The sequence below is a fragment of the Cohnella sp. GCM10027633 genome (assembly GCF_042675445.1).
Lineage (GTDB): Bacteria > Bacillota > Bacilli > Paenibacillales > Paenibacillaceae > Cohnella.
This window is the reverse complement of record NZ_JBHTGV010000013.1, coordinates 77,409-97,481: the sequence shown is the minus strand read 5'-3', so window position 1 is coordinate 97,481 and position 20,073 is coordinate 77,409. Positions and strand designations below refer to the sequence as shown.

17 protein-coding genes are annotated in these 20,073 nt (G+C 59.2%); 15 read left to right on the top strand and 2 right to left on the bottom strand.

Features of this window, described 5'->3' with window-relative positions:
* The first annotated feature begins 68 nt into the window (after positions 1-68).
* The 4 genes from ACFQZG_RS22610 (at position 69) to ACFQZG_RS22595 (ending at position 5,746) form a co-directional block, all read left to right on the top strand.
* Positions 69-1,130, top strand: a complete 1,062-nt coding sequence (locus tag ACFQZG_RS22610; RefSeq protein ID WP_378156681.1) for a CotH kinase family protein — start codon at positions 69-71, stop codon at positions 1,128-1,130.
* A 78-nt stretch (positions 1,131-1,208) separates the two neighbouring features.
* Complete coding sequence (locus ACFQZG_RS22605) at positions 1,209-2,519, top strand: replication-associated recombination protein A (protein WP_378156679.1); 1,311 nt, start codon at positions 1,209-1,211, stop codon at positions 2,517-2,519.
* An 89-nt stretch (positions 2,520-2,608) separates the two neighbouring features.
* Entirely contained in the window at positions 2,609-4,162 is a 1,554-nt protein-coding gene (locus ACFQZG_RS22600; RefSeq protein WP_378156677.1) for a GGDEF domain-containing protein, read from the top strand.
* Positions 4,163-4,408: 246 nt separating this feature from the next.
* Positions 4,409-5,746 carry a hemolysin family protein gene (locus ACFQZG_RS22595; protein ID WP_378156675.1) on the top strand — a complete coding sequence of 446 codons (1,338 nt, stop codon included), beginning with the start codon at positions 4,409-4,411 and terminating at the stop codon, positions 5,744-5,746.
* Between the two features lie 271 nt (positions 5,747-6,017).
* On the opposite strand, the gene ACFQZG_RS22590 is transcribed toward ACFQZG_RS22595, so the two are convergent.
* Both ACFQZG_RS22590 and ACFQZG_RS22585 read right to left on the bottom strand, forming a co-directional pair.
* Positions 6,018-7,184 carry an MFS transporter gene (locus ACFQZG_RS22590; RefSeq protein ID WP_378156673.1) on the bottom strand — a complete coding sequence of 389 codons (1,167 nt, stop codon included), beginning with the start codon at positions 7,182-7,184 and terminating at the stop codon, positions 6,018-6,020.
* A 34-nt stretch (positions 7,185-7,218) separates the two neighbouring features.
* Positions 7,219-8,523: a multi antimicrobial extrusion protein MatE gene (locus tag ACFQZG_RS22585; RefSeq protein WP_378156671.1), complete on the bottom strand. Its 1,305-nt coding sequence runs from the start codon at positions 8,521-8,523 to the stop codon at positions 7,219-7,221.
* 181 nt (positions 8,524-8,704) lie between these two features.
* On the opposite strand from ACFQZG_RS22585, the gene ACFQZG_RS22580 reads away from it, so the two are divergent.
* The 11 genes from ACFQZG_RS22580 to ACFQZG_RS22530 all read left to right on the top strand — a co-directional run bounded on the left by ACFQZG_RS22580 (position 8,705) and on the right by ACFQZG_RS22530 (position 19,970).
* Complete coding sequence (locus tag ACFQZG_RS22580) at positions 8,705-9,049, top strand: hypothetical protein (protein WP_378156669.1); 345 nt, start codon at positions 8,705-8,707, stop codon at positions 9,047-9,049.
* 27 nt (positions 9,050-9,076) lie between these two features.
* Positions 9,077-10,156 carry a tetraprenyl-beta-curcumene synthase family protein gene (locus ACFQZG_RS22575; protein ID WP_378156667.1) on the top strand — a complete coding sequence of 360 codons (1,080 nt, stop codon included), beginning with the start codon at positions 9,077-9,079 and terminating at the stop codon, positions 10,154-10,156.
* Between the two features lie 48 nt (positions 10,157-10,204).
* Positions 10,205-11,173: a 6-phosphofructokinase gene (gene pfkA / locus ACFQZG_RS22570; protein WP_378156665.1), complete on the top strand. Its 969-nt coding sequence runs from the start codon at positions 10,205-10,207 to the stop codon at positions 11,171-11,173.
* A 223-nt stretch (positions 11,174-11,396) separates the two neighbouring features.
* Entirely contained in the window at positions 11,397-12,344 is a 948-nt protein-coding gene (locus tag ACFQZG_RS22565; RefSeq protein ID WP_378156664.1) for a DNA-binding transcriptional repressor DeoR, read from the top strand.
* A 17-nt stretch (positions 12,345-12,361) separates the two neighbouring features.
* A complete protein-coding gene (gene deoC / locus ACFQZG_RS22560; protein ID WP_378156662.1) occupies positions 12,362-13,033 on the top strand; it encodes a deoxyribose-phosphate aldolase in 672 nt (223 codons plus the stop codon).
* 18 nt (positions 13,034-13,051) lie between these two features.
* A complete protein-coding gene (locus ACFQZG_RS22555; protein ID WP_378156660.1) occupies positions 13,052-14,353 on the top strand; it encodes a pyrimidine-nucleoside phosphorylase in 1,302 nt (433 codons plus the stop codon).
* A gap of 80 nt (positions 14,354-14,433) precedes the next feature.
* Positions 14,434-15,234 carry a purine-nucleoside phosphorylase gene (locus ACFQZG_RS22550; protein ID WP_378156808.1) on the top strand — a complete coding sequence of 267 codons (801 nt, stop codon included), beginning with the start codon at positions 14,434-14,436 and terminating at the stop codon, positions 15,232-15,234.
* 77 nt (positions 15,235-15,311) lie between these two features.
* Positions 15,312-16,376, top strand: coding sequence for a BMP family lipoprotein (locus ACFQZG_RS22545; protein WP_378156658.1), 1,065 nt, complete (start codon positions 15,312-15,314; stop codon positions 16,374-16,376).
* Positions 16,377-16,398: 22 nt separating this feature from the next.
* Positions 16,399-17,937 carry an ABC transporter ATP-binding protein gene (locus ACFQZG_RS22540; RefSeq protein WP_378156656.1) on the top strand — a complete coding sequence of 513 codons (1,539 nt, stop codon included), beginning with the start codon at positions 16,399-16,401 and terminating at the stop codon, positions 17,935-17,937.
* Positions 17,934-19,010 carry an ABC transporter permease gene (locus ACFQZG_RS22535; RefSeq protein ID WP_378156654.1) on the top strand — a complete coding sequence of 359 codons (1,077 nt, stop codon included), beginning with the start codon at positions 17,934-17,936 and terminating at the stop codon, positions 19,008-19,010. The genes ACFQZG_RS22540 and ACFQZG_RS22535 overlap by 4 nt, the downstream gene beginning before the upstream one ends.
* Positions 19,011-19,970, top strand: coding sequence for an ABC transporter permease (locus ACFQZG_RS22530; protein ID WP_378156652.1), 960 nt, complete (start codon positions 19,011-19,013; stop codon positions 19,968-19,970).
* Positions 19,971-20,073 lie beyond the last annotated feature (103 nt).

Sequence of the window (20,073 nt, the reverse complement as noted above, 5' to 3'; positions counted from 1 at the left end):
GAACGCCTTGCGAACATACGTTGATCGGGGCGGGCCGTAGAGGCGATCGCGGAAAGGCGGAATCGGCCATGACTGTTCCGTTGCCGGTCATCGAGCTGCGGATGCGGGATCAAGCGCTCGCGGCGCTGGAACGCAATCTGTGGAGCAATCGCTACGTCGACGGGCATATACGCGCGGGCGAACCGTTCGCGACGGCTCGGGTTCGATACCGCGGCGGTCATACCCGCGGCTATCCGAAGCGATCGTTCGAAGTCGAGACGGGCGGCAAGGTTACGCATTACAACGCGGAGTACGACGATCCGTCGATGATACGGAACGCGCTGTCCTTCGCGTTCTTCAATCGGATCGGGGTCCCTTCGCCTAAGACGGAGCACGTGAGGCTGTCTATGAACGGCAAGCCGCTCGGCGTCTATCTAGCCATCGAGGGGGTCGGCCGGCCGTTCTTCGTCAAGCGGCGGCTCGGCGCCGCCGCCTTGTTCTACGCGGTGAACAACGACGCGGATTTCGGCCTGGAAGCTTCGGGAACGGGAGCGCGCAAGACCGCGATTCTGTCGGGCTACGAACACCGTTTCGGCGGAGCGGCGGAGAAGGCGCGGCTGGCGGCTTTCATTCGCGCGATTCACGCCGGGAAGACGGCAGGGTCGATCTCGCGGACGATCGGCGGACTAGACGCAGACAATTATTTGCGTTGGTTGTCCGGCGCGGTGTTGACCGGCAACTACGACGGCTTCGAACAGAACTACGCGATTTACCGAAGCCGTCGAACGGGCAAATACCGCATCATTCCCTGGGACTACGAGGGCACGTGGGGACGCAACTGCTATGGGCGCGCCGTCGACAGCAATATGGTTTCCGTGACCGGCTACAATCACCTCACGCGCAGGCTGCTCGCGGACCGGACGATCCGGGCCCGATACGCAAGACTGCTTCGCGGCCATCTCGAAGGACCGTTCACCGAACGAGCGCTCATGCCCGTCGCCGACGGAATGCTGGCGCGCCTTGCGCCTTACGTCCGGGAGGACGGATCGCAGCGATGGTCGTACCGGGACTTCGCGGGAGAATCCGGACGCATCCGCCAATATATCCGCGAGCGCCGGGAAGCGGTGGCGGCCGAGCTCAAGAGACTATGAGGGAACGCCCGTTCCCGTTTGTCTTCCTGTCCGCGCGACGATCTGCTATGATAGGGACAGCAGAAAGGCGGGAATGACATGGATCTATTCAGCTTCCGGGAGGAAGCGGAGCCGCGGGCGCGATTGCTCGCGGACCGCATGCGTCCGGAGTCGTTGGAACAATATATCGGGCAAGAGCATTTGGTCGGACCGGGGAAGCTATTGCGCAGGGCGATCGAGGGGGACGTCGTCTCTTCGATTCTGCTGTTCGGTCCTCCGGGATGCGGCAAGACGACGCTCGCTCACATTATCTCGAAGCAGACGCAGGGCGACTTCGTGCGGTTGAACGCCGTCGACGCTTCCGTGAAGGACGTGCGCGACGTCATCGCGCAGGCGGAGCAGAATAAGAGCATGTACGGACGCAAGACGATTCTGTTCCTCGACGAGGTACACCGCTTCAACAGCGCCAGGCAAGACGCGTTGTTACCCGCGGTCGAACGCGGCATCATTATCTTCATCGGCGCGACGACGGAGAATCCGTTCCACTCGGTGAACGGAGCTTTGCTGTCCCGTTCGACGCTGTTCCGGTTGGAGCCGCTCACGAAGGCGCACGCCATGGAGGCGATGCGCCGCGCGCTCGCGGACGAGAAGAGAGGGCTCGGCTTCATGAAGCTGACCGTCGACGACGAGGCGCTCGAGCATATCGCCTCGATGGCGGGAGGCGACATCCGCCGGGCGCTGACGGCGCTCGAGCTGGCCGCCGTCACGACGCCGTCCCAGCTCGACGGGACGATCCGCGTGACGCTCGACGTCGCGGAGGAGTCGATCCGCCAGCCGAGCATCCATGCGGACGAGTCCACGCAGTACGACGTGCTGTCCGCGTTCCATAAGAGCGTCAGAGGCTCGAGCGACGCGGCGCTGTTCTGGTTCCTCTACGCCGTGGAGAAGCTCGGCATGGATCCGATGGTGTTCCTGCGCCGGTTGACGGTGGCGTGCAGCGAAGACATCGGTCTCGCGAACCCGCAGGCGATGGTGCAGGCGGTCAGCGCGATGGACGCCTATCATAAGATCGGCTGGCCGGAATCGAAATATATCGTCTCGCAGGCGATCTTGTTCGCCGTGGAGAGCCCGAAGTCGAACGCGGTCGCGGTCGCGATCGGGAACGTCATGTCGACGCTCGAGGAAGCGAAGAACGCCGAAGTGCCCCTCCATCTTCGGGACGGCCATTACAGCGGGGCGAAGAAGCTGGGTCACGTCGGTTACTTGTATCCGCACGATTATCCGGGCCACTACGTCGCGCAGAACTACTTGCCGGACAAGCTTCAAGGACGCTCGTTCTACGAGGCGACGGAGCAAGGCACCGAGGACCGAATCCGGTTGAACCAACAGAAGCGAAGAACGACCAGATAAGCGGAAAAACCTAGCGTTACCGCGCGATCGTCGTGTAAAATGACAGTAGTCGAACCTATACGACAAGCCCTGACGATGGAGGCACGGATATGCTTCGAAGAAGCGAATGGCGTCTGAAGTTGACCTATATATGCTCCATTGGGCTTATCGTCGTCATTTGCGTCTTCAATTACGTCGCGGTTCGCGACATGAACGGCAACGCCGACCGGTTGGCTGACGAGATGTACCCGATGGACCGGACGGCTAAGGAATTACGGCTCGCCGTCGTTAACCAGGAATCCGGCATTCGGGGCTTGCTGCTGTCGGACGATCGTACATACTTATCCGATTACGAGACGGGCAGCGCCGACGTAGAGCGCTACTCCGCGGAATTGCGGGAGCAGGCGAACGATACGAGCGTTCGTCCGCTCGCGGATGCGACGTTAACGAGCTTGATCGACGTGCAGCAATTGTTCCGCAACGTCGTCGGGCTATTCGAATCGAGCGACGAAGAGAAGGCGAAGTCGCTGCTCGTGGGCGGCAAGACGACGCTGGATCAATTCAGGACGGCGACGGACCGGTTGAACGCCGCGCTCTCCGAGTCGATGCAGTCGACTTGGGAAGCGCAGAGCAGACGAGCGTCGATGTCGCAGGAGATGATCGTCGTTACGGTCGTCGTGGCGTTGCTCGCGATCGGCCTGCACGGCTTGCTGTTCCGCACGACGAAGCAAGCGTTGCGGCTGACGATCGAGAGCGAACGCCGTTATCGTCGCCTGATCGACAGTTCGCCCGACGCGATCGCCGTTCATCAAGGCGGCATCATCGCGTTCGCGAATCCCGCGTGCCTTACCCTGATGGGAGTCTCCCATACCTCGGATCTCGTCGGGCAATCGATCATGAGGTTCGTGCCCGCGCATCTCGCCGAAGTCGTAGCCCGCCGCGCGCAGAGCGCGATGAAGGAGAACGAGGTCGGCGCCCTGGACGAACAGTTCGTAAGGCCGGACGGTTCGGTGGTGGACGTCGAAGTGACGGCGATCGGCATCCCGTACATGGGGCGCCCGGCTGTCTTGATCGTCTGCCGGGACATCGGGCCGCGCAAGGAAGCCGAGCGCAAGATGACGGAGGCCAACGCCTTGCTGCAACGGCTGTCCCAGCTCGACGGCTTGACGGGCATTCCGAACAGGCGGTCGTTCGACGAGCAGCTGCAGCATTGCTGGAGCGAAGCGCGCGAGCGGAGAGGGAACGCTTCGTTAATCTTGCTGGACGTCGATAGTTTCAAGGAATACAACGATCATTACGGCCATCAGCGGGGAGACGCGTGCCTGCAGACGATAGCCGGCATCGTGGAGGACGAGGCGCGCAAAGCCGACGGCACCGCCTACCGCTACGGCGGCGAGGAGTTCGCGGTGTTGCTCCCGGGGTGCGATCGGGAATCGGGCAAAGCCGCGGCGGACCTGATTCGCCAGGCGGTAGCCGGCGTAGGCATTCCTCACGAAGGCGCCGGGAACGGCGCGACCGTGACGATCAGCGTCGGCGTCGCGACGGCGACGTCGCGAACGGACGGCTACGCCTCCATGCACGGATGGCTTCAAGCGGCCGATCAAGCGCTCTACCAGGCGAAGAGGCGCGGACGCAATTCGACCGTCGAAGCATCTGCAAGTTGACTCTCGAACGCGCGTTATTCGGGTAAAATCGTTGGAATCGAGGATTTCCCGCCTTAAGAGCCGAAAAATCGGCATAGGAGGCAGGCAGGGGCGAATAGAGATGGGTACTACGGCGAAATGCTGTGGCATCCGGCGTTTGACGGTCCGCCGCAAACCGTCTAAGCTAATAAGAAAGCTATTATTTATACTTCATGTACAATAAAGGAGGTGTACCTATCCTCTCTCGTAAGCGGGGATAGGGATTATTTGGACGGTGACCCCATTCCGCTAAGCGTGGACTTGGTCTTGATCGCTTTTCTCGTATTTTTGAACGGCTTCTTCGTGGCCGCCGAATTCGCGGTAGTGAAAGTTCGCGGCACGAGACTCGAATCGTTGGTTCAGGAAGGACATGCGCGCGCGAAGCTCGCGTCGCATATCGTGGACCATCTGGACGCCTATTTGTCGGCGTGTCAGCTGGGGATCACGCTAGCATCCCTTGGACTCGGCTGGATCGGCGAGCCTGCCATTGCGAGAATGCTCGAACCCCTTTTCGCTTCGATGAACATCAGCGAGAAGTTCGTTCACCCGTTAGCGTTCATAATCGGATTCTCGTTCATTACGGTGCTGCACATCGTGCTTGGCGAATTGATGCCGAAGACGGTCGCCATTCGCAAAGCCGAGATGGTCACGCTGTGGGTAGCGGCTCCTTTAAAGTTTTTCCGCAACATCATGAGTCCGTTCATCTGGCTTCTCAACGGTACCGCCGGCTTGCTGCTGCGCCCGTTCGGCATTAACATGGCCGAGGAGTCCAACTCCGCCCATACGGAGGAAGAAATCCGCATTCTGGTGAAGGAAAGCCACAAGAGCGGGTTGATCGACAATACAGAGCTTACCCTTGTGGACAACATCTTCGACTTCGCGGAGACGAATGCCCGCGAAATCATGATTCCCCGAATGGAGATGATCTGCCTCTACGGCAATCTGTCCTTCGAGGAGAACCGCAAGATCGCGCTGCGCGAGATGCATACGCGTTATCCGGTATGCGACAAGGATAAGGACAACATCATCGGGTTCGTTCATATTAAGGACCTTCTTAAAGTGTCCGACAACGCCGTCCATGACATCCGCGACATTATGCGACCGATGACGACCGTTCCCGAGAGCATGCCGATTAGCGCGCTGCTGAAGCTCATGCAGAAGCGCAAGTCTCAGATCGCGATTCTGATCGACGAGTATGGCGGCACGGCCGGCTTGGTGACGCTGGAAGACATCATGGAAGAGATCGTAGGCGAAATTCAAGACGAGTTCGACGAAGAGCGTCCCGACCTGGAGAAGAGAGACGACAGCACGTACTCCATCAACGGCATGATGCTGATCGAGGAAGTGAACAACTTCTTCGGTCTCGACCTTCCGACGGACGATTACGATACGATCGGCGGCTGGATCTATTCCCAGATCGAGAGCCCGCCGAAGAAGAACCAGTACGTCGAGTCGGAGGAAGGCCTCCGGTTCACGATCGAAGAGACGGATCATCTGCGCATATCCCGCGTTACCGTCACGAGACTCGACGAAGCCGCTTGGGAACTGCAAGCCGAAACCGGCTGAAGGGATTGAAGGGCCTCATATTCATAAAAAAGGTACGGCGCGATGTTCGATGTTCGCGCCGTACCTTTTTGCATGTTCGGAATAGTGTTGGATGTCGTTGATTGATTTGATCGATAACAGAGAGAAAGGGCATGTATGTCCTGAAGAGCGAAGCGCCTGCCTTTACGGTACCGAATTCACCTTGCTACGGGTTTACCATTCAGAATTCGGGACCGTAACAGCAGCGAAAGGATATACATGCCCGGCCTCGGCGCAACAGCGATCGAGAGTCCTACTCCGCCGCTCTTTTCCGAACATGCATGAAGAAGAACCCCGTCGCACCCAGCAAAGCGAAAACCGCGCCCAACCGGAACGCCGACGCGAACCCGATCGCATCGATCAACCAGCCGCCCAGCGTGCCAGCCGCGACGCCGGCGAGACCGCTCCAGACGACCGCGAACACCGCTTGGCCGGACGAACGGAACTCGTCGGGAATGACGATCTGCAAAAAGCGCAACGCCGTAATGTAGAAGATGCCGAAGGTGACGCTGTGCATCGTCTGCAAGGCGACCATCATCCACGGCTCGTCCGCGAAGCTGAGCAACCCCAGGCGGACGACGTACATGACGCTCGCGATCGCGAGCAGCGGCAGCTCGCGGAACTTGTGGCCGTACTTCGCGAGCAGGAAGAACACCGGGATCTCGCTCACCGAAGAAGCGAGGGAAGCGAGGCCGATGACCGAGTCGTCGGCGCCCAGCTCCCGCATGGCGAGCGAGAGGAAGCCTTCGTTAATGCGGTGCGCGATCGACACGAGCATGATCATGACGAAGAACGCGATCGTCTCCCGTTCCTTGAAGATGCCGAGCAAGCCGCCGAATTCGAACTTGCGAAGCGAAGCCTGGAAGTTGCCTAAGAACAGCGACAGGACGAGCGACGACGCGACGACGACCAGGCCGATGACGAGCGTCTGGTCCGAGCCGTAATGCTTCAGAATGTAGCCGAACAGGACGGCGCACACCGCGTAACCGAGCGAGCCGAACATGCGGATGGACGGGAAGCTGCGGTTCATCTGCTGCGCCGCGAGCAAGGTGATGCTGTCCATCATCGCGTTCATCGGCGTCTGGCAGAGGTAGAAGAACGCCATGATGCCGGCCATGATCCCGAATTCTTTCTGCGGCAGCAGAAGAGCCAGACCGAGAATTTGACCGACGAACAGGATGCTGAGCACTCTGCGCAAGTTCTGAGACCGGTCGCTGACGATGCCGACGATAATGTTGGAGGCGATCGACAGCATCGGTCCGATCGAATAGACGGCGCCGATCTGGAACTTGGTGAATCCGAGGCTCTCGAAGTAGAGCGGGAAGTACGCGATCAGCAGCACCATGAACGCATAATTCAGGAATTGCATGCCCCGAAGGACGAGCAATTGCGCGCTGTCGTTAATACCTGGTTTATCCATGGCTTACCTAACTCCTATACGATGAACTTGAAGCTTACTTGGCGGTTCGATGATTGCGCCGGAACAGCCAGGCGAGGAGAATCAACTCGGCCGCTACGCCGCCGGACTGCGCGATCGAGCCGAGCACCCCGTTCCAGCCGGGCAAGGCGATCGTCAGCACGACGATGAGCGTGACGGTCATGATCGCGTTCGCGATCTGCGAACCGAACATCAGCTTCGTCTCCCCGTTCGCCATGACGATGCCGTTGAGCGTATCGAGCCACGGGAAGACGAGCACGAGCGGGAGGAAGCCTCTCAGCGCGTGAATACAGGCGGTCAGCAGGTCGTCCTTGACGCCGAGCACGTGAGAGAACATCCAGGAACCGATCGGGGTGAAGCACATGACGAGCATCGACGCCGTCGGAATGAAACCGAGCATGAGCGTGAATTGCTTGACGAGCTGCGGATGAGTCTTCACGAACAGCAGCGCGATCTGGTGGAAGTACGTGAAGAAGCCGAGCATTAAGTTCATGAGGCTTCCCGCGACGGCGAACGACGCGATCGTCAGCGAGCTTTCTTCCGTCGTGCCGAGCAGCGCGTTCATGATCGGGCTGACCCAGACGACGATCAGGGACGAATACAGCAGCGGGTTATAGAACCGAAGCACGTCCTTCGGAGTCGAGACTTCGCACCCTTCTTCCTTCTCCGGCATCTCCTTGAGCAGCTTATGGGCCTCGATTCCGCTGATCGTCGCTTCGATGATCATGCCGAACAAGAAGATGATCGCGCCTTGCAACGCGCTGTCCACCCCGACGAACAGGAAGTACTGCGAGAGGGCGAACATGCCGGCGAGCCGGAAGGTCATGCCGATCGTCAGCCAGCGCGTGCGCATTTTATAGATAATGATGCCTTGATACAGGCACCGCAATCCGGAGAAGACGGACAGGAACATTAACGCATGGTAGGTATCGATCGCTTCCCGTTCGACGACCGGGTCGGCGCCGAACGCGCCGCCGAATATCCAATGGCCGACGGGCGTGAACGCGACGGCCGCTCCGAACAGCAGCCCGGCGCCGAACACGTACGCGCTGATGCGCGAGACGGCGCGGAACGATACGCGGTCCCTGACGAGAGCGGAGCAAGTCTGCCGCATGAGCACGGCCGGACGTTCGGTAACGACGAGCAGGCTCATTCCGAGCGCGTAGCCCGCGATGATGATCTCCTGGGCGCCGGAATCGGATCGGGCCAACGTGCCGTTAATGATGACGTGGGACAAGTTGATGAGCAGCACCGACACGCCCATCGGAATGAAAAAAAGGAAAAGCCGCCTCAGCGAGACGGGCTCGTTCGTTCGGTTCATGACGACACGCTCCAAGGACATGATGATGGCGACAAGGATGACAAGATTGCTTGTATTATAACAGATTCCGCGCGCCCCGAGGGCGAAAAGCTGAAGGTTTGTGCTGGATTTCATGGTTGCGAAATGATAAATTAAAGAATGATGTATTTTCAGGCGGGTTACGAACGGGTGAACGATGCGAATGCAAACGGACGACAAGGCTTGGCTGGACGGCCAATTCGCCTATAGCGAACGGTTGGGAATCAGAGTGCCCCGGCTGACGGAAGATTGGGATTCTATCTGCGTAAGCAGGCAGATCGCCTTGCTCTCGCAATGGGAACACATTCGCGGCAACATCCCCGATCGCGTGAAACGCTTCGAAGAAGAGATTAAGATCAGACAGGCGAAATTGTACGAAGAAGACGATTTTGCCGAGTCGTGTCGCCTGAATAGCGATATCGCGGAACTTGCGAGCCGGATCAACGATTTGCATATTTGGTTCCGCACCCAGCAAGAGCTGGATCACGGCGGCAAACGGCATGGCTGATCGACCGAGCGGAGGGTAACGACCGGAATGAACGGGAATGAGCTATTGACGGGCCGAACGCCTCAGGGACCGTTCTCGCTCATGAAGAGAGTGTATAAGTACGTATTGCCTGAAGTGCGAAGCGAGCTTGGGCGCTGGAGGGAATTCGCGGAGTCGATTCCCGATCCGGAGCTTCGCAAGCAAGCGATCGACAGCATCACCCACAAGCAATTCCATTGCGAGGGCGGAGGCATCTACGCGGCCGCGAACTTGGCGCAGCGGCACGTGCTCGTCCCGCTGATCGTCGCCTTGCAGACGATCAGCGATTATCTGGACAATCTGTGCGACCGCAGCACGTCGCTCGACCCGGAAGATTTCCGCTTGTTGCATCAGAGCATGCTCGATGCGGTTACGCCGGGCGCGCCGATGCGCAACTACTACGCGCTTCGCGCGGAGCAGGACGACGGCGGCTATTTGCCCGCGCTCGTCGAACGGTGCCAAGCGATGATCGCGAAGCTGCCGGGTTACGCGTACGCGCAAGAGCACGTGCGCGAGTTGGTCGGGCTGTACGGAGACTTGCAGGTATACAAGCATATCGCCCGCGAGAAGCGCGAGCCGGCGCTTCAAGCGTGGTGGGAATTGCATGCTTCCCGATACCCGGCGCTGCTCTGGAACGAGTTCGCGGCGGCGACCGGATCGACGCTCGGCATGTTCATGCTGTTCCTGGCCGCGAGCGACGAATCGTTCGACGCGCGGGAAGCGCAGCGCATTCGGGAAGGGTACTTCCCGTCGATATGCGGCTTACATATTCTGCTTGACTACTTGATCGACCAAGCGGAGGACGAGCTCGGCGGCGACTTGAACTTCTGCGCCTACTACGAGGATCAGCGCATGCTGAACGACCGGATGGCGAATATGGTTCAAGCGGCGAGAAGCTCGGCGGACGGCCTGCCCTTCGGCAAGTTTCACCGGATGGTCGTGGAAGGGCTCGTCGCCCTCTACCTCTCGGACCCTAAGGTGAAGGGGCAGAGGAACGTCAAGGCAACCGCCAGGCGCCTGATGAAGGGCAGCCCTTGGACGCGCGTGTTTTTCTGGCTGAACAGCCATTGGATAAGGAAGGCCCTGTAAGTGCGAACGATTGCATGGGCCGGGACACTAACGTAGGAGGAATTGGATATGAGCGCAGTGAAGAAAATTGCCGTTCTGACGAGCGGAGGAGATTCCCAGGGAATGAATGCGGCCGTACGCGCCGTCGTGCGCAGTGGATTATATCGCGGACTGGAAGTGTTCGGCGTGCAGCGCGGCTATCAAGGGCTGCTGAACGAAGATTTGCGTCCGATGGACTTGCGGAGCGTAGGCGACATCATCCAACGCGGCGGCACGATCCTGCAGACGGCACGCTGCAAGGAGTTCATGACGCCGGAAGGCCAACAACGCGGCGCCGAGGTGCTGCGCAAGCACGGAATCGACGGCCTTGTCGTTATCGGCGGGGACGGCTCATATCAAGGCGCGAACAAGCTGAGCAAGCTTGGCATCAAGACAATGGGCTTGCCGGGAACGATCGATAACGACATCCCGTTCACCGACTTCACGATCGGCTTCGATACGGCGGTCAGCATCGTCGTCGACGCGATCAATAAGCTTCGCGACACGATGACGTCCCACGAGCGTTCTTCCGTCGTCGAAGTCATGGGCCGCCATTGCGGCGACATCGCCCTGTACGCCGGCCTTGCGAGCGGCGCGGAAGCGATTCTCGTACCGGAAGTGCCGTTCGACGTGAAGGAGATTTCGCTCCGCATGAAGGATAACTTCATGAAGGGCAAGCGCCACGGCATCGTCGTCGTCGCCGAAGGCGTAGGCTCCGGGGAAGACATCGCCCGCAGCATTACGGAGTACAGCGGCATCGAGCCGCGCGTGACGGTGCTCGGTCACATTCAGCGCGGCGGTTCGCCGACGCATAACGACCGCATTCTCGCCAGCCAGCTCGCGGATTTCGCGGTGCAGAAGCTACAAGAGGGAGACTCCGGCAAGGCGATCGGCATCGTCAAGGGCGAATTCGTCGCGACGGAGATCGACAAGGTCGTCACGTCGAAGAAGTCGTTTAATATCGATCTGTATAACTTGGCGATGCGTCTGGCTCAATAACCCGGTCGCATTTCCGGGATAGAACGGCCCGGCCCGGGGCATATTGTAAATGCGCTATATTCGTGCGAGGAAAGCTGACACTCCGATGCGGGCGTCAGCTTTTCTGTGTAAATATGCCTAGCTAAAAGGTGTCGAATCCGCTATAATAAGCGCAATAGAACATAATTTCATTCACGATGAACATAATTTCAAAAATCTGTCGTATGAAAGCGTGTGACAGTTGTTGGAATCCGACAAAATCAAAAAAGTAATCGAGGCCGCCAAGCTGTATTACCAGCTGGATTACAGCCAAAGCGAAATCGCGGACGCGCTCGGCGTGTCCAGGCCTACCGTATCCCGCTTGCTTCAGCAAGCGAAATCCGAAGGCATCGTACATATCGAAATACACGATCCGACAAGGGATATCGAGCAGTTGCGGAAGAAGCTGATCGAGCGGTTCCAGCTCGAGCAGGTCGTTATCGCGTTCACGCCGACTTACGACGACGACATCGTCAAGAAGTACATCGGCCAAGCGGCCGCCGACTATATCGTCGCGCTGGCGAAGGACGGTGACACGATCGGCGCCTCCTGGGGTTCGACCATGTACCAGGTCGCGCTTCATCTGCAGACGAAGGCGCTCAAGAATTCGCTCGTCGTGCAGCTTAACGGAGGCGTGAGCGACGCGGACATTCTCATCTCGCCTTCGGAGATCGTCCACCTGTTCGGCAAGGCGTTCGGCGTCGTTCCGTACTTCATGTACTTGCCGGCGATCGTGGATCAGACGGTCGTGAAGCAAGCGATCATGTCTGACCGGCACATTCGACGGGTAATGGATATGGGGAAGAACGCGAACATCGCGATATTCACGGCCGGCGCCCCGACCCCGGATTCGGTGCTCATCAATTCGAACTACTTGCGGCCGGACGAGCTCGAGGTCATCATGACAAGGGCCGTCGGAGACATCTGCTCCCGGTATTACGATCAAGACGGGGAGATTTGCTTGCCGGGCTTGAACGAGCGAACGGTCGGCATCGAATTGGCGGATCTAAGGCATAAAGAGCATGCGATTCTCGTCGCCGGAGGGGCATCGAAGGTGAACGCGATCTACGGCGCGCTGAAGGGAAGGTACGGCAACACGCTCGTCACCGACCAGATCACGGCCAAGGCGTTGCTCGACAAATCAAAGAGATAGAAGAGGGATAGGTGCGGATGAAAGCGGAGCAAATCGCGGCAATGATCGACCATACGTTGTTAGGAGCCGTCAGCACGAAGCAAGACATTGCAAGGGTATGCGAGGAAGCGAAGCAATACGGCTTCGCGACCGTATGCGTCAATCCTTATTGGGTACCGGTCGCCGCCAAGGCATTATCGGGCAGCGGCGTCGGGCTGACGACGGTAATCGGATTCCCGCTCGGCGCGAGCCGTACCGAGATCAAAGCGGCGGAAGCGGCCGACGCGATCGCCGCCGGCGCGACGGAAATCGACATGGTGTTGAACGTTGGCGCTTTGAAGTCCGGCTTGACGGAAGCCGTGTCGAAAGATATCGAAGCGGTCGTTCGGGCATGCAAAGGCAAAGCCGCCGTGAAGGTCATCATCGAGACGTGTTACTTGACGGACGAAGAGAAGCGGCAAGCAGCTCTGCTGTGCAAGAACGCGGGAGCGGACTTCGTGAAGACGTCAACCGGCTTCGGCACGGGCGGAGCCACGGTCGAAGACATCGCTCTCATCCGGCATGTCGTCGGTCCGGAGATGGGCATCAAGGCGTCCGGCGGGGTAAAGAATCTTGAAGTGGCGAACAAGCTCATTCAAGCCGGAGCGACCAGACTGGGCGCAAGTTCGTCGATCGCGATCGTGACGGGCGGAACGGCTCAAGGTTATTAAGGCGGGGAGATGCCACCCATGAGAACGGTCGATTTAATTACGAAGAAGCGGGACGGCGGAGAGCTGACGAAAGCGGAAATCGACGCCCTCGTTCAAGGATACACGCATGGCTCGGTTCCCGATTATCAAATGTCGGCGATGGCGATGGCGATCTTCTTCCGGGGCATGACGCCGGACGAGAGGGCGAACCTGACGATGGCCATGGTGCACTCCGGAGAGGTCATCGATCTGTCCGGCATCGGGGGCACCAAAGTCGATAAGCATAGCACCGGCGGCGTCGGCGATACGACGACGCTCGTCCTCGCGCCGCTCGTCGCGAGTATCGGCGTGCCGGTCGCGAAGATGTCCGGAAGAGGGCTGGGCCATACGGGAGGCACGATCGACAAGCTCGAATCGGTGCCGGGCTTCCACGTGGAGATCGGCAACGACGAATTCATCGAGCTGGTCAACCGCAACGGTCTCGCGGTCATCGGGCAGAGCGACAAGCTTACGCCGGCGGACAAGAAGCTCTACGGGCTAAGGGACGTAACCGGAACGGTCAATTCGATTCCGCTGATCGCCAGCTCCATCATGAGCAAGAAGATCGCTTCGGGCGCCGATGCCATCGTGCTCGACGTGAAGACGGGCGACGGCGCGTTCATGAAGGAGATGGACGAGGCGCGCGAGCTTGCCGCTTGCATGGTCGATATCGGCAACCGCGTCGGTCGTCGCACGATCGCCGTGCTGTCCGATATGAGCCAGCCGCTCGGCAACGCGATCGGCAACGCGCTGGAAGTCCGTGAAGCGATCGACACGCTGCGCGGAGTCGGACCGAAGGACTTGACGGAGCTGTGCCTGACGTTAGGCAGCCATATGACGGTGCTGGCGGGAATCGCGGCGACGCAAGCGGAAGCGGCCGAGCTGCTGAAGGAAGCGATCGCGAGCGGCAAGGCGATCGAGAAGTTCAAGACGTTCTTGGCCTCGCAAGGAGGCGACGCTTCGGTCGTAGACGACCCGAGCCGCTTGCCGACCGCGGCTTATCGGATCGAAGTGCCGGCGGAGCGTTCCGGATACGTCGCTTCGATCGCGGCGGAGAGCATGGGGCTTGCGGCGATGATGCTCGGAGCCGGACGCGCGACGAAGGAGTCCGCGATCGATCTGGCCGTCGGCATCGTGCTTCATAAGAAGGTCGGCGATTACTTCGCAGCCGGCGAGGCGATCGCCACGATACATTCGAATCGCGAGGACGCTGCGGACGCGATGGACAAGATACGCGCTTCGATCGTTCTGAGCGACGAACCGGTGACGCCGCCACCGCTATTATCCGGCGAAATCGTCTAACGTCCGCCTAGCGGCGGATGAAGGCGCGCAGAGGGGCATACTTGGAAGGAGGTGATGGAATGGGCCAATTACTTCAGACGATGGAAGATGCGAAAGCGTTCATTCGATCACGGACGAACGTCCAACCGCAGATCGGGCTTATTCTAGGCTCGGGATTGGGCGAGCTGGCGAACGAAATCGAGAACGCCGTGCGAATCCCGTACGAATCGATTCCGCATTTTCCCGTATCGACGGTCGAGGGTCATGCAGGGCAACTGGTCATCGGCACGCTGCAAGGCAAGCCGGTCGTCGCGATGCAGGGACGGTTCCACTATTACGAGGGCTATACGATGCAAGAGGTGACGTTCCCGGTGCGCGTCATGAAGGCGCTCGGCGTCCGGCAGCTGTTCGTGACGAATGCCTGCGGCGGCATGAACCCCGCGTTCAAGCCCGGAGATTTGATGATCATCCAAGACCACTTGAACTTGACCGGCGCGAATCCGCTGATCGGAGCCAACGAGCCTACGCTCGGGCCGAGATTCCCGGATATGAGCCGCGCTTATACGCCGGAATTGCTCAAGCTCGTCAAGGACACGGCGGCAGCACTCGGCATCGAAGTCCAGCAGGGCGTCTACGCCGGCATATCGGGACCGAACTACTTGCCGCCTGCGGAGCTCGTCATGCTGCGCCGTCTCGGCGGAGACGCGGTCGGCATGTCCACCGTGCCGGAAGTCATCGTGGCGAGCCATATGGCGATGCAAGTCATCGGCATCTCGTGCGTGACCGACATGGCGATCGGGGAAGAGCTCGAACCGCTTAGCCACGAGCAAGTCATCGAAGTGGCGAACCGCACGAAGCCGAGATTCATTACCCTAGTCAAGGAAGTCGTCGCGAAGCTGTAACGCGCGAGTCGTCCGCGATCTAACGATGGTTTCACGCAACACATTATATATGTACTAGACAAAGGAGTGTCATGGAAATGAAAAAGACAGCGAAAATCGCAACAGGCTTGATGCTGGTCGCGTCGCTCGCCTTGACGGCTTGCGGAGCGAAGAACAACGAGAACAACAATCAAGGCGCAAGCCCGTCGGCAAGCCCGACCGAGGCGGCAAGCCCGGCGAACACGAGCGGAGCGGGCAAGAAGTTCGCGATGGTTACCGACGTCGGCGGCGTCAACGACAAGTCGTTCAACCAGAGCGCATGGGAAGGCTTGCAGAAGCTGTCCAAGGACACCGGCGCGGAAGTGGATTACCTCGAGTCCAAGGAAGCGACGAACTATCTCACGAACATCAACCAGTTCATTCGCGAAGGCTACGACTTGACGTGGGGCATCGGCTTCCTGCTTGGAGACGACATCGGTAAAGCCGCCAAGGAGAACCCGGACGCGAAGCTCGCGATCATCGACAGCGTCGTGGACGCGCCTAACGTCGAATCGATCACGTTCGCGGAGCACGAAGGCTCTTACTTGGTCGGCGTAGTGGCGGGCCTCATGACGAAGACGAACAAAATCGGCTTCGTGGGCGGCATCGACATTCCGGTAATCAAAAACTTCGACCTCGGCTTCGAAGCGGGCGTCAAAGCGGTTAACCCGGATGCCCAGATCATTAAGAACTACACGGGCGCGTTCGACAAGCCGGACCTCGGCAAGGCTGCGGCCGCAACGATCTATAACGACGGCGCGGACATCATCTTCCACGCTGCCGGCGGTACGGGCAACGGCGTCTTCAACGAAGCGAAAGAACGCAAAAAATCCGGCAAAGACGTATGGGTTATCGGCGTAGACAAAGACCAATCGCTTGAATTCGGCGACGACGTAACGCTGACCTCCATGCTCAAGCGCGTAGACGAAGCGGTATACCGCATTACGAAGGACATGATCGACGGGAGCTTCAAAGGCGGCCAGACGATGCTCGGCCTGAAGGACAACGGCGTCGGCTTGCCGGAGACGTCCACGAAGAACGTTCCGGCCGACATCCTCGCGAAGGTCGACGAGTACAAAGCGAAGATCATCAGCGGCGAGATCAAGGTACCGACAGCTTATTAATTATTAATAAAAGGGTGCTACTATGAACAAGGCGAATACAGTCGTTGAAATGCGGAACATAACGAAGCGTTTCCCCGGCATCGTCGCCAACGACCGTGTCGACTTCGAGCTGAAGCAGGGCGAGATCCATGCCCTGCTCGGCGAGAACGGCGCGGGCAAGTCGACGTTGATGAACATTTTGTTCGGACTGTATCAGCCTGATGAAGGGGAAATCTTCGTTAACGGCGAAGGGGTCGTCATCGACGGCCCCAATAAGGCGATCAAGCTCGGTATCGGGATGGTGCATCAGCATTTCAAGCTGGTGCACCCTTTTACCGTAACGGAGAACATCATCCTGGGGAGCGAGCCGACGAAAGGCTTGGGCGTGAATTACAAGCAAGCGAACGACAATGTGGAGAAGATATCCAAGCAATACGGCTTGAACGTAGACCCGACGGCGAAGATCGAGGAGATCTCCGTAGGCATGCAACAACGGGTCGAGATCTTGAAGACGTTGTACCGGGGAGCCGACATCCTTATTCTGGATGAACCGACGGCCGTCTTGACCCCGCAAGAGATCGAAGAGCTGCTCGCCATCATGCGCAAGCTCGTAGAACTAGGCAAATCGATTATTCTGATCACACACAAACTTAAGGAAATCATGGCGATCGCCGATCGGGTGACGATCGTACGACGCGGCAAAGTGATCGACAGCTTGCCGGTGTCCGGCACGAATCCGAACGAACTGGCCGAGAAGATGGTCGGCCGGGAAGTATCGCTTAAGCTCAATAAAAAATCCGCCGTGCAGGGCGAACCCGTACTCGAGGTCGATAAGCTCGTCGTCAAAGGACGTCAAGGGCTGCCGGCGCTGAACGAGACGTCGTTCGTGCTGCGCCGCGGCGAAATTCTCGGTATCGCGGGGGTAGAAGGGAACGGTCAGAGCGAATTGATCGAAGCGCTTACCGGACTGCGTCCGGTCGTCAGCGGTTCCATCAAGGTCGCCGGCGTCGAGCTATCGGGCGCGAAGGCGCGCGCGATATCGGAAGCCGGGCTGTCGCTTATTCCGGAAGATCGCCACAAGCACGGACTCGTGCTCGACTTCCCGATGCGGGAGAATATGGTGCTCGGGACGTACTACCAGGAGCCGTTCAACAAGGGCGGATTCCTGAACTACGACGCGATCGACGAGCATGCGAAGCGGTTAATCGCCGAATTCGACGTGCGCACGCCGAGCATTCAGACGCCCGCGCGCGCGCTGTCCGGAGGCAATCAGCAGAAGGCGATCATCGCGCGGGAAGTGGACAAGAACCCCGATGTGCTCATCGCCGCGCAACCGACGCGCGGACTCGACGTCGGCGCTATCGAATTTATCCATAAGCGGCTCGTCGAGCAACGGAACATGGGCAAGGCGGTACTGCTCGTCTCGTTCGAGCTCGAAGAGATCATGCAGCTGTCCGACCGCATCGCGGTCATCTATGAAGGGCGTATCGTAGGGGAAGTCGATCCCGCGGAGACGACGGACGAGCAGCTCGGCATGATGATGACGGACTATAAGAATCCGCAAGGAGGCACCGGGGCGTGAACAACTTCATCAAGCTCTTTACGAAGGATTCCGCGGTCGTTCCGCTGGTCGCCATCCTGCTCGGTCTGATCGTCGGCGCCATCATCATGTTGCTGGGCGGATACGATCCGATACTCGCCTACGGTTCGTTGCTGAAGAAGGTATTCGGCCATTCCTATGACATAGGCGAGACCTTGACGGCGATAACGCCGCTCGTCTTCACGGGCTTGGCGGTCGCCTTCGCGTTCCGCACGGGCTTGTTCAACATCGGCGCGGAAGGCCAGTACATCGTCGGCATGACGGGCGCTACGATCATCGGCACGCAACTGGACGCGGCATGGTACATAACCGCTCCGATCGCCATCATCGTCGGCATGCTGTTCGGCGGCTTCTGGGGCATGATCGCGGGGTATCTGAAGGCGGCGCGCGGCGTGAACGAAGTCATTACGACGATCATGCTGAACTGGATCGCGCTGCATCTGGCGAACTATATCGTCAGAGCGCACCTTCAGGAGCCGGGCAAGGGCCGTTCGTACTTCATTAACGAATCCGCCAGCGTGAAGTTCGTCTGGCTGTCCAACGCGCTCGATAACGCGCGCGTGCATTGGGGAATGTTCTTCGCGATCTTGGCGGTCATCTTCTTCTATGCGTTCCTGTGGCGCACGAAGCAAGGCTATGAGCTGCGCGTCGTCGGCTCCAATCCGGACGCCGCGTTGTATGCGGGCATTAACGTGAACCGCGGCGTCGTCAAGGCGATGTTCATCTCCGGCGCGCTCGCCGGACTAGGCGGCGTGTTCCAAGTGCTCGGCGTCTTCATGACGCAGACGATCAGCGCGAGTCCGACCGGGCACGGCTTCGACGGCATCGCGGTCGCGCTGCTCGGCGGCAATACGGCGCTTGGCGTTCTGTTCGGCGCGATTCTGTTCGGCACGCTGTCTTACGGCGCGGCCGGCATGAGCTTCGGCGCGGACGTACCTCCGGAGATCATCCGGATCGTCATCGGCTCGGTCATCTTTTTCGTGGCGGCTCCCGGCATCATCCGTTGGGTACTGAAGCTGCTCAGATTACGCAAGAACAAAGGCGAGGTGGCATAGATGGATCTCGTTACGCTCGGCAATATGCTGAACGTCGCCTTGGTGTTCTCGACGGCGCTCATCCTGGCGGCGATGGGCGGCATTCTGTCCGAACGCTCGGGCGTCGTCAATATCGGGCTCGAAGGCTTGATGATGGCGGGCGCGTTCGCTTCGGCGGTCGTCGCTTACCACGCTCAGGAGGCCGGATTCGGCGCGGCTACGCCATGGATAGGCTTGATCGCGGGAGGCTTGTTCGGAGTGCTGTACGCGCTCATCCATGCGGTGGCGACGATTACGTTCCGGGCCGACCAAGTCGTCAGCGGAATCGTCATTAACTTCATCGCGGCGGGCTCGACCGTCTACTTGGTCAAGCAATTGTTCGACGGGGCGGGGGAGACGAGCCTCGTCGACGAGACGTTCCATAAGATCAGCATTCCGCTGCTGTCCGACATTCCGGTCATAGGAGAAGGCTTGTTCCATGCCTATCCGACGACGTACTTAGCGTTCATCCTCGTCGCGATTATCTATTACGTATTGTTCAAGACGCCGTTCGGCCTGCGTCTGCGCGCGGTGGGAGAGCATCCTAGCGCGGCGGATACGGTCGGCATCAAGGTGCTCCGCATGCGGTATATCGCCGTATTGCTGAGCGGCCTGCTGGCCGGCATCGGCGGAGCGACGATCGCGATGACGACGACGGGCAGCTTCTCGCACAACACGATATCCGGACAAGGCTTCATCGCGCTGGCGGCGGTTATCTTCGGCAAGTGGAACCCGCTAGGCGCGCTAGGCGCGGCCGTATTCTTCGGCTTCGCGACGTCGATTAACAATATCCTGCAGCTGTTCGACTTCGCGAAGGACATACCGTCAGAGTTCATCTACATGCTGCCGTACGTGCTTACCATTCTGGTGCTCGTCGGAGCGGTCGGACGCTCGAAGGCGCCCGGGGCGCTCGGAGAACCGTATTACGCGGGTAAGCGATAGCGATACATGGAATATAGGCTGCTGCCCGGACGATTCGGGCAGCAGCCTTTTTTGCATATTGCATTAGCGTTATGAGATGGCGCTAAATCGTCTTGGATCAGAG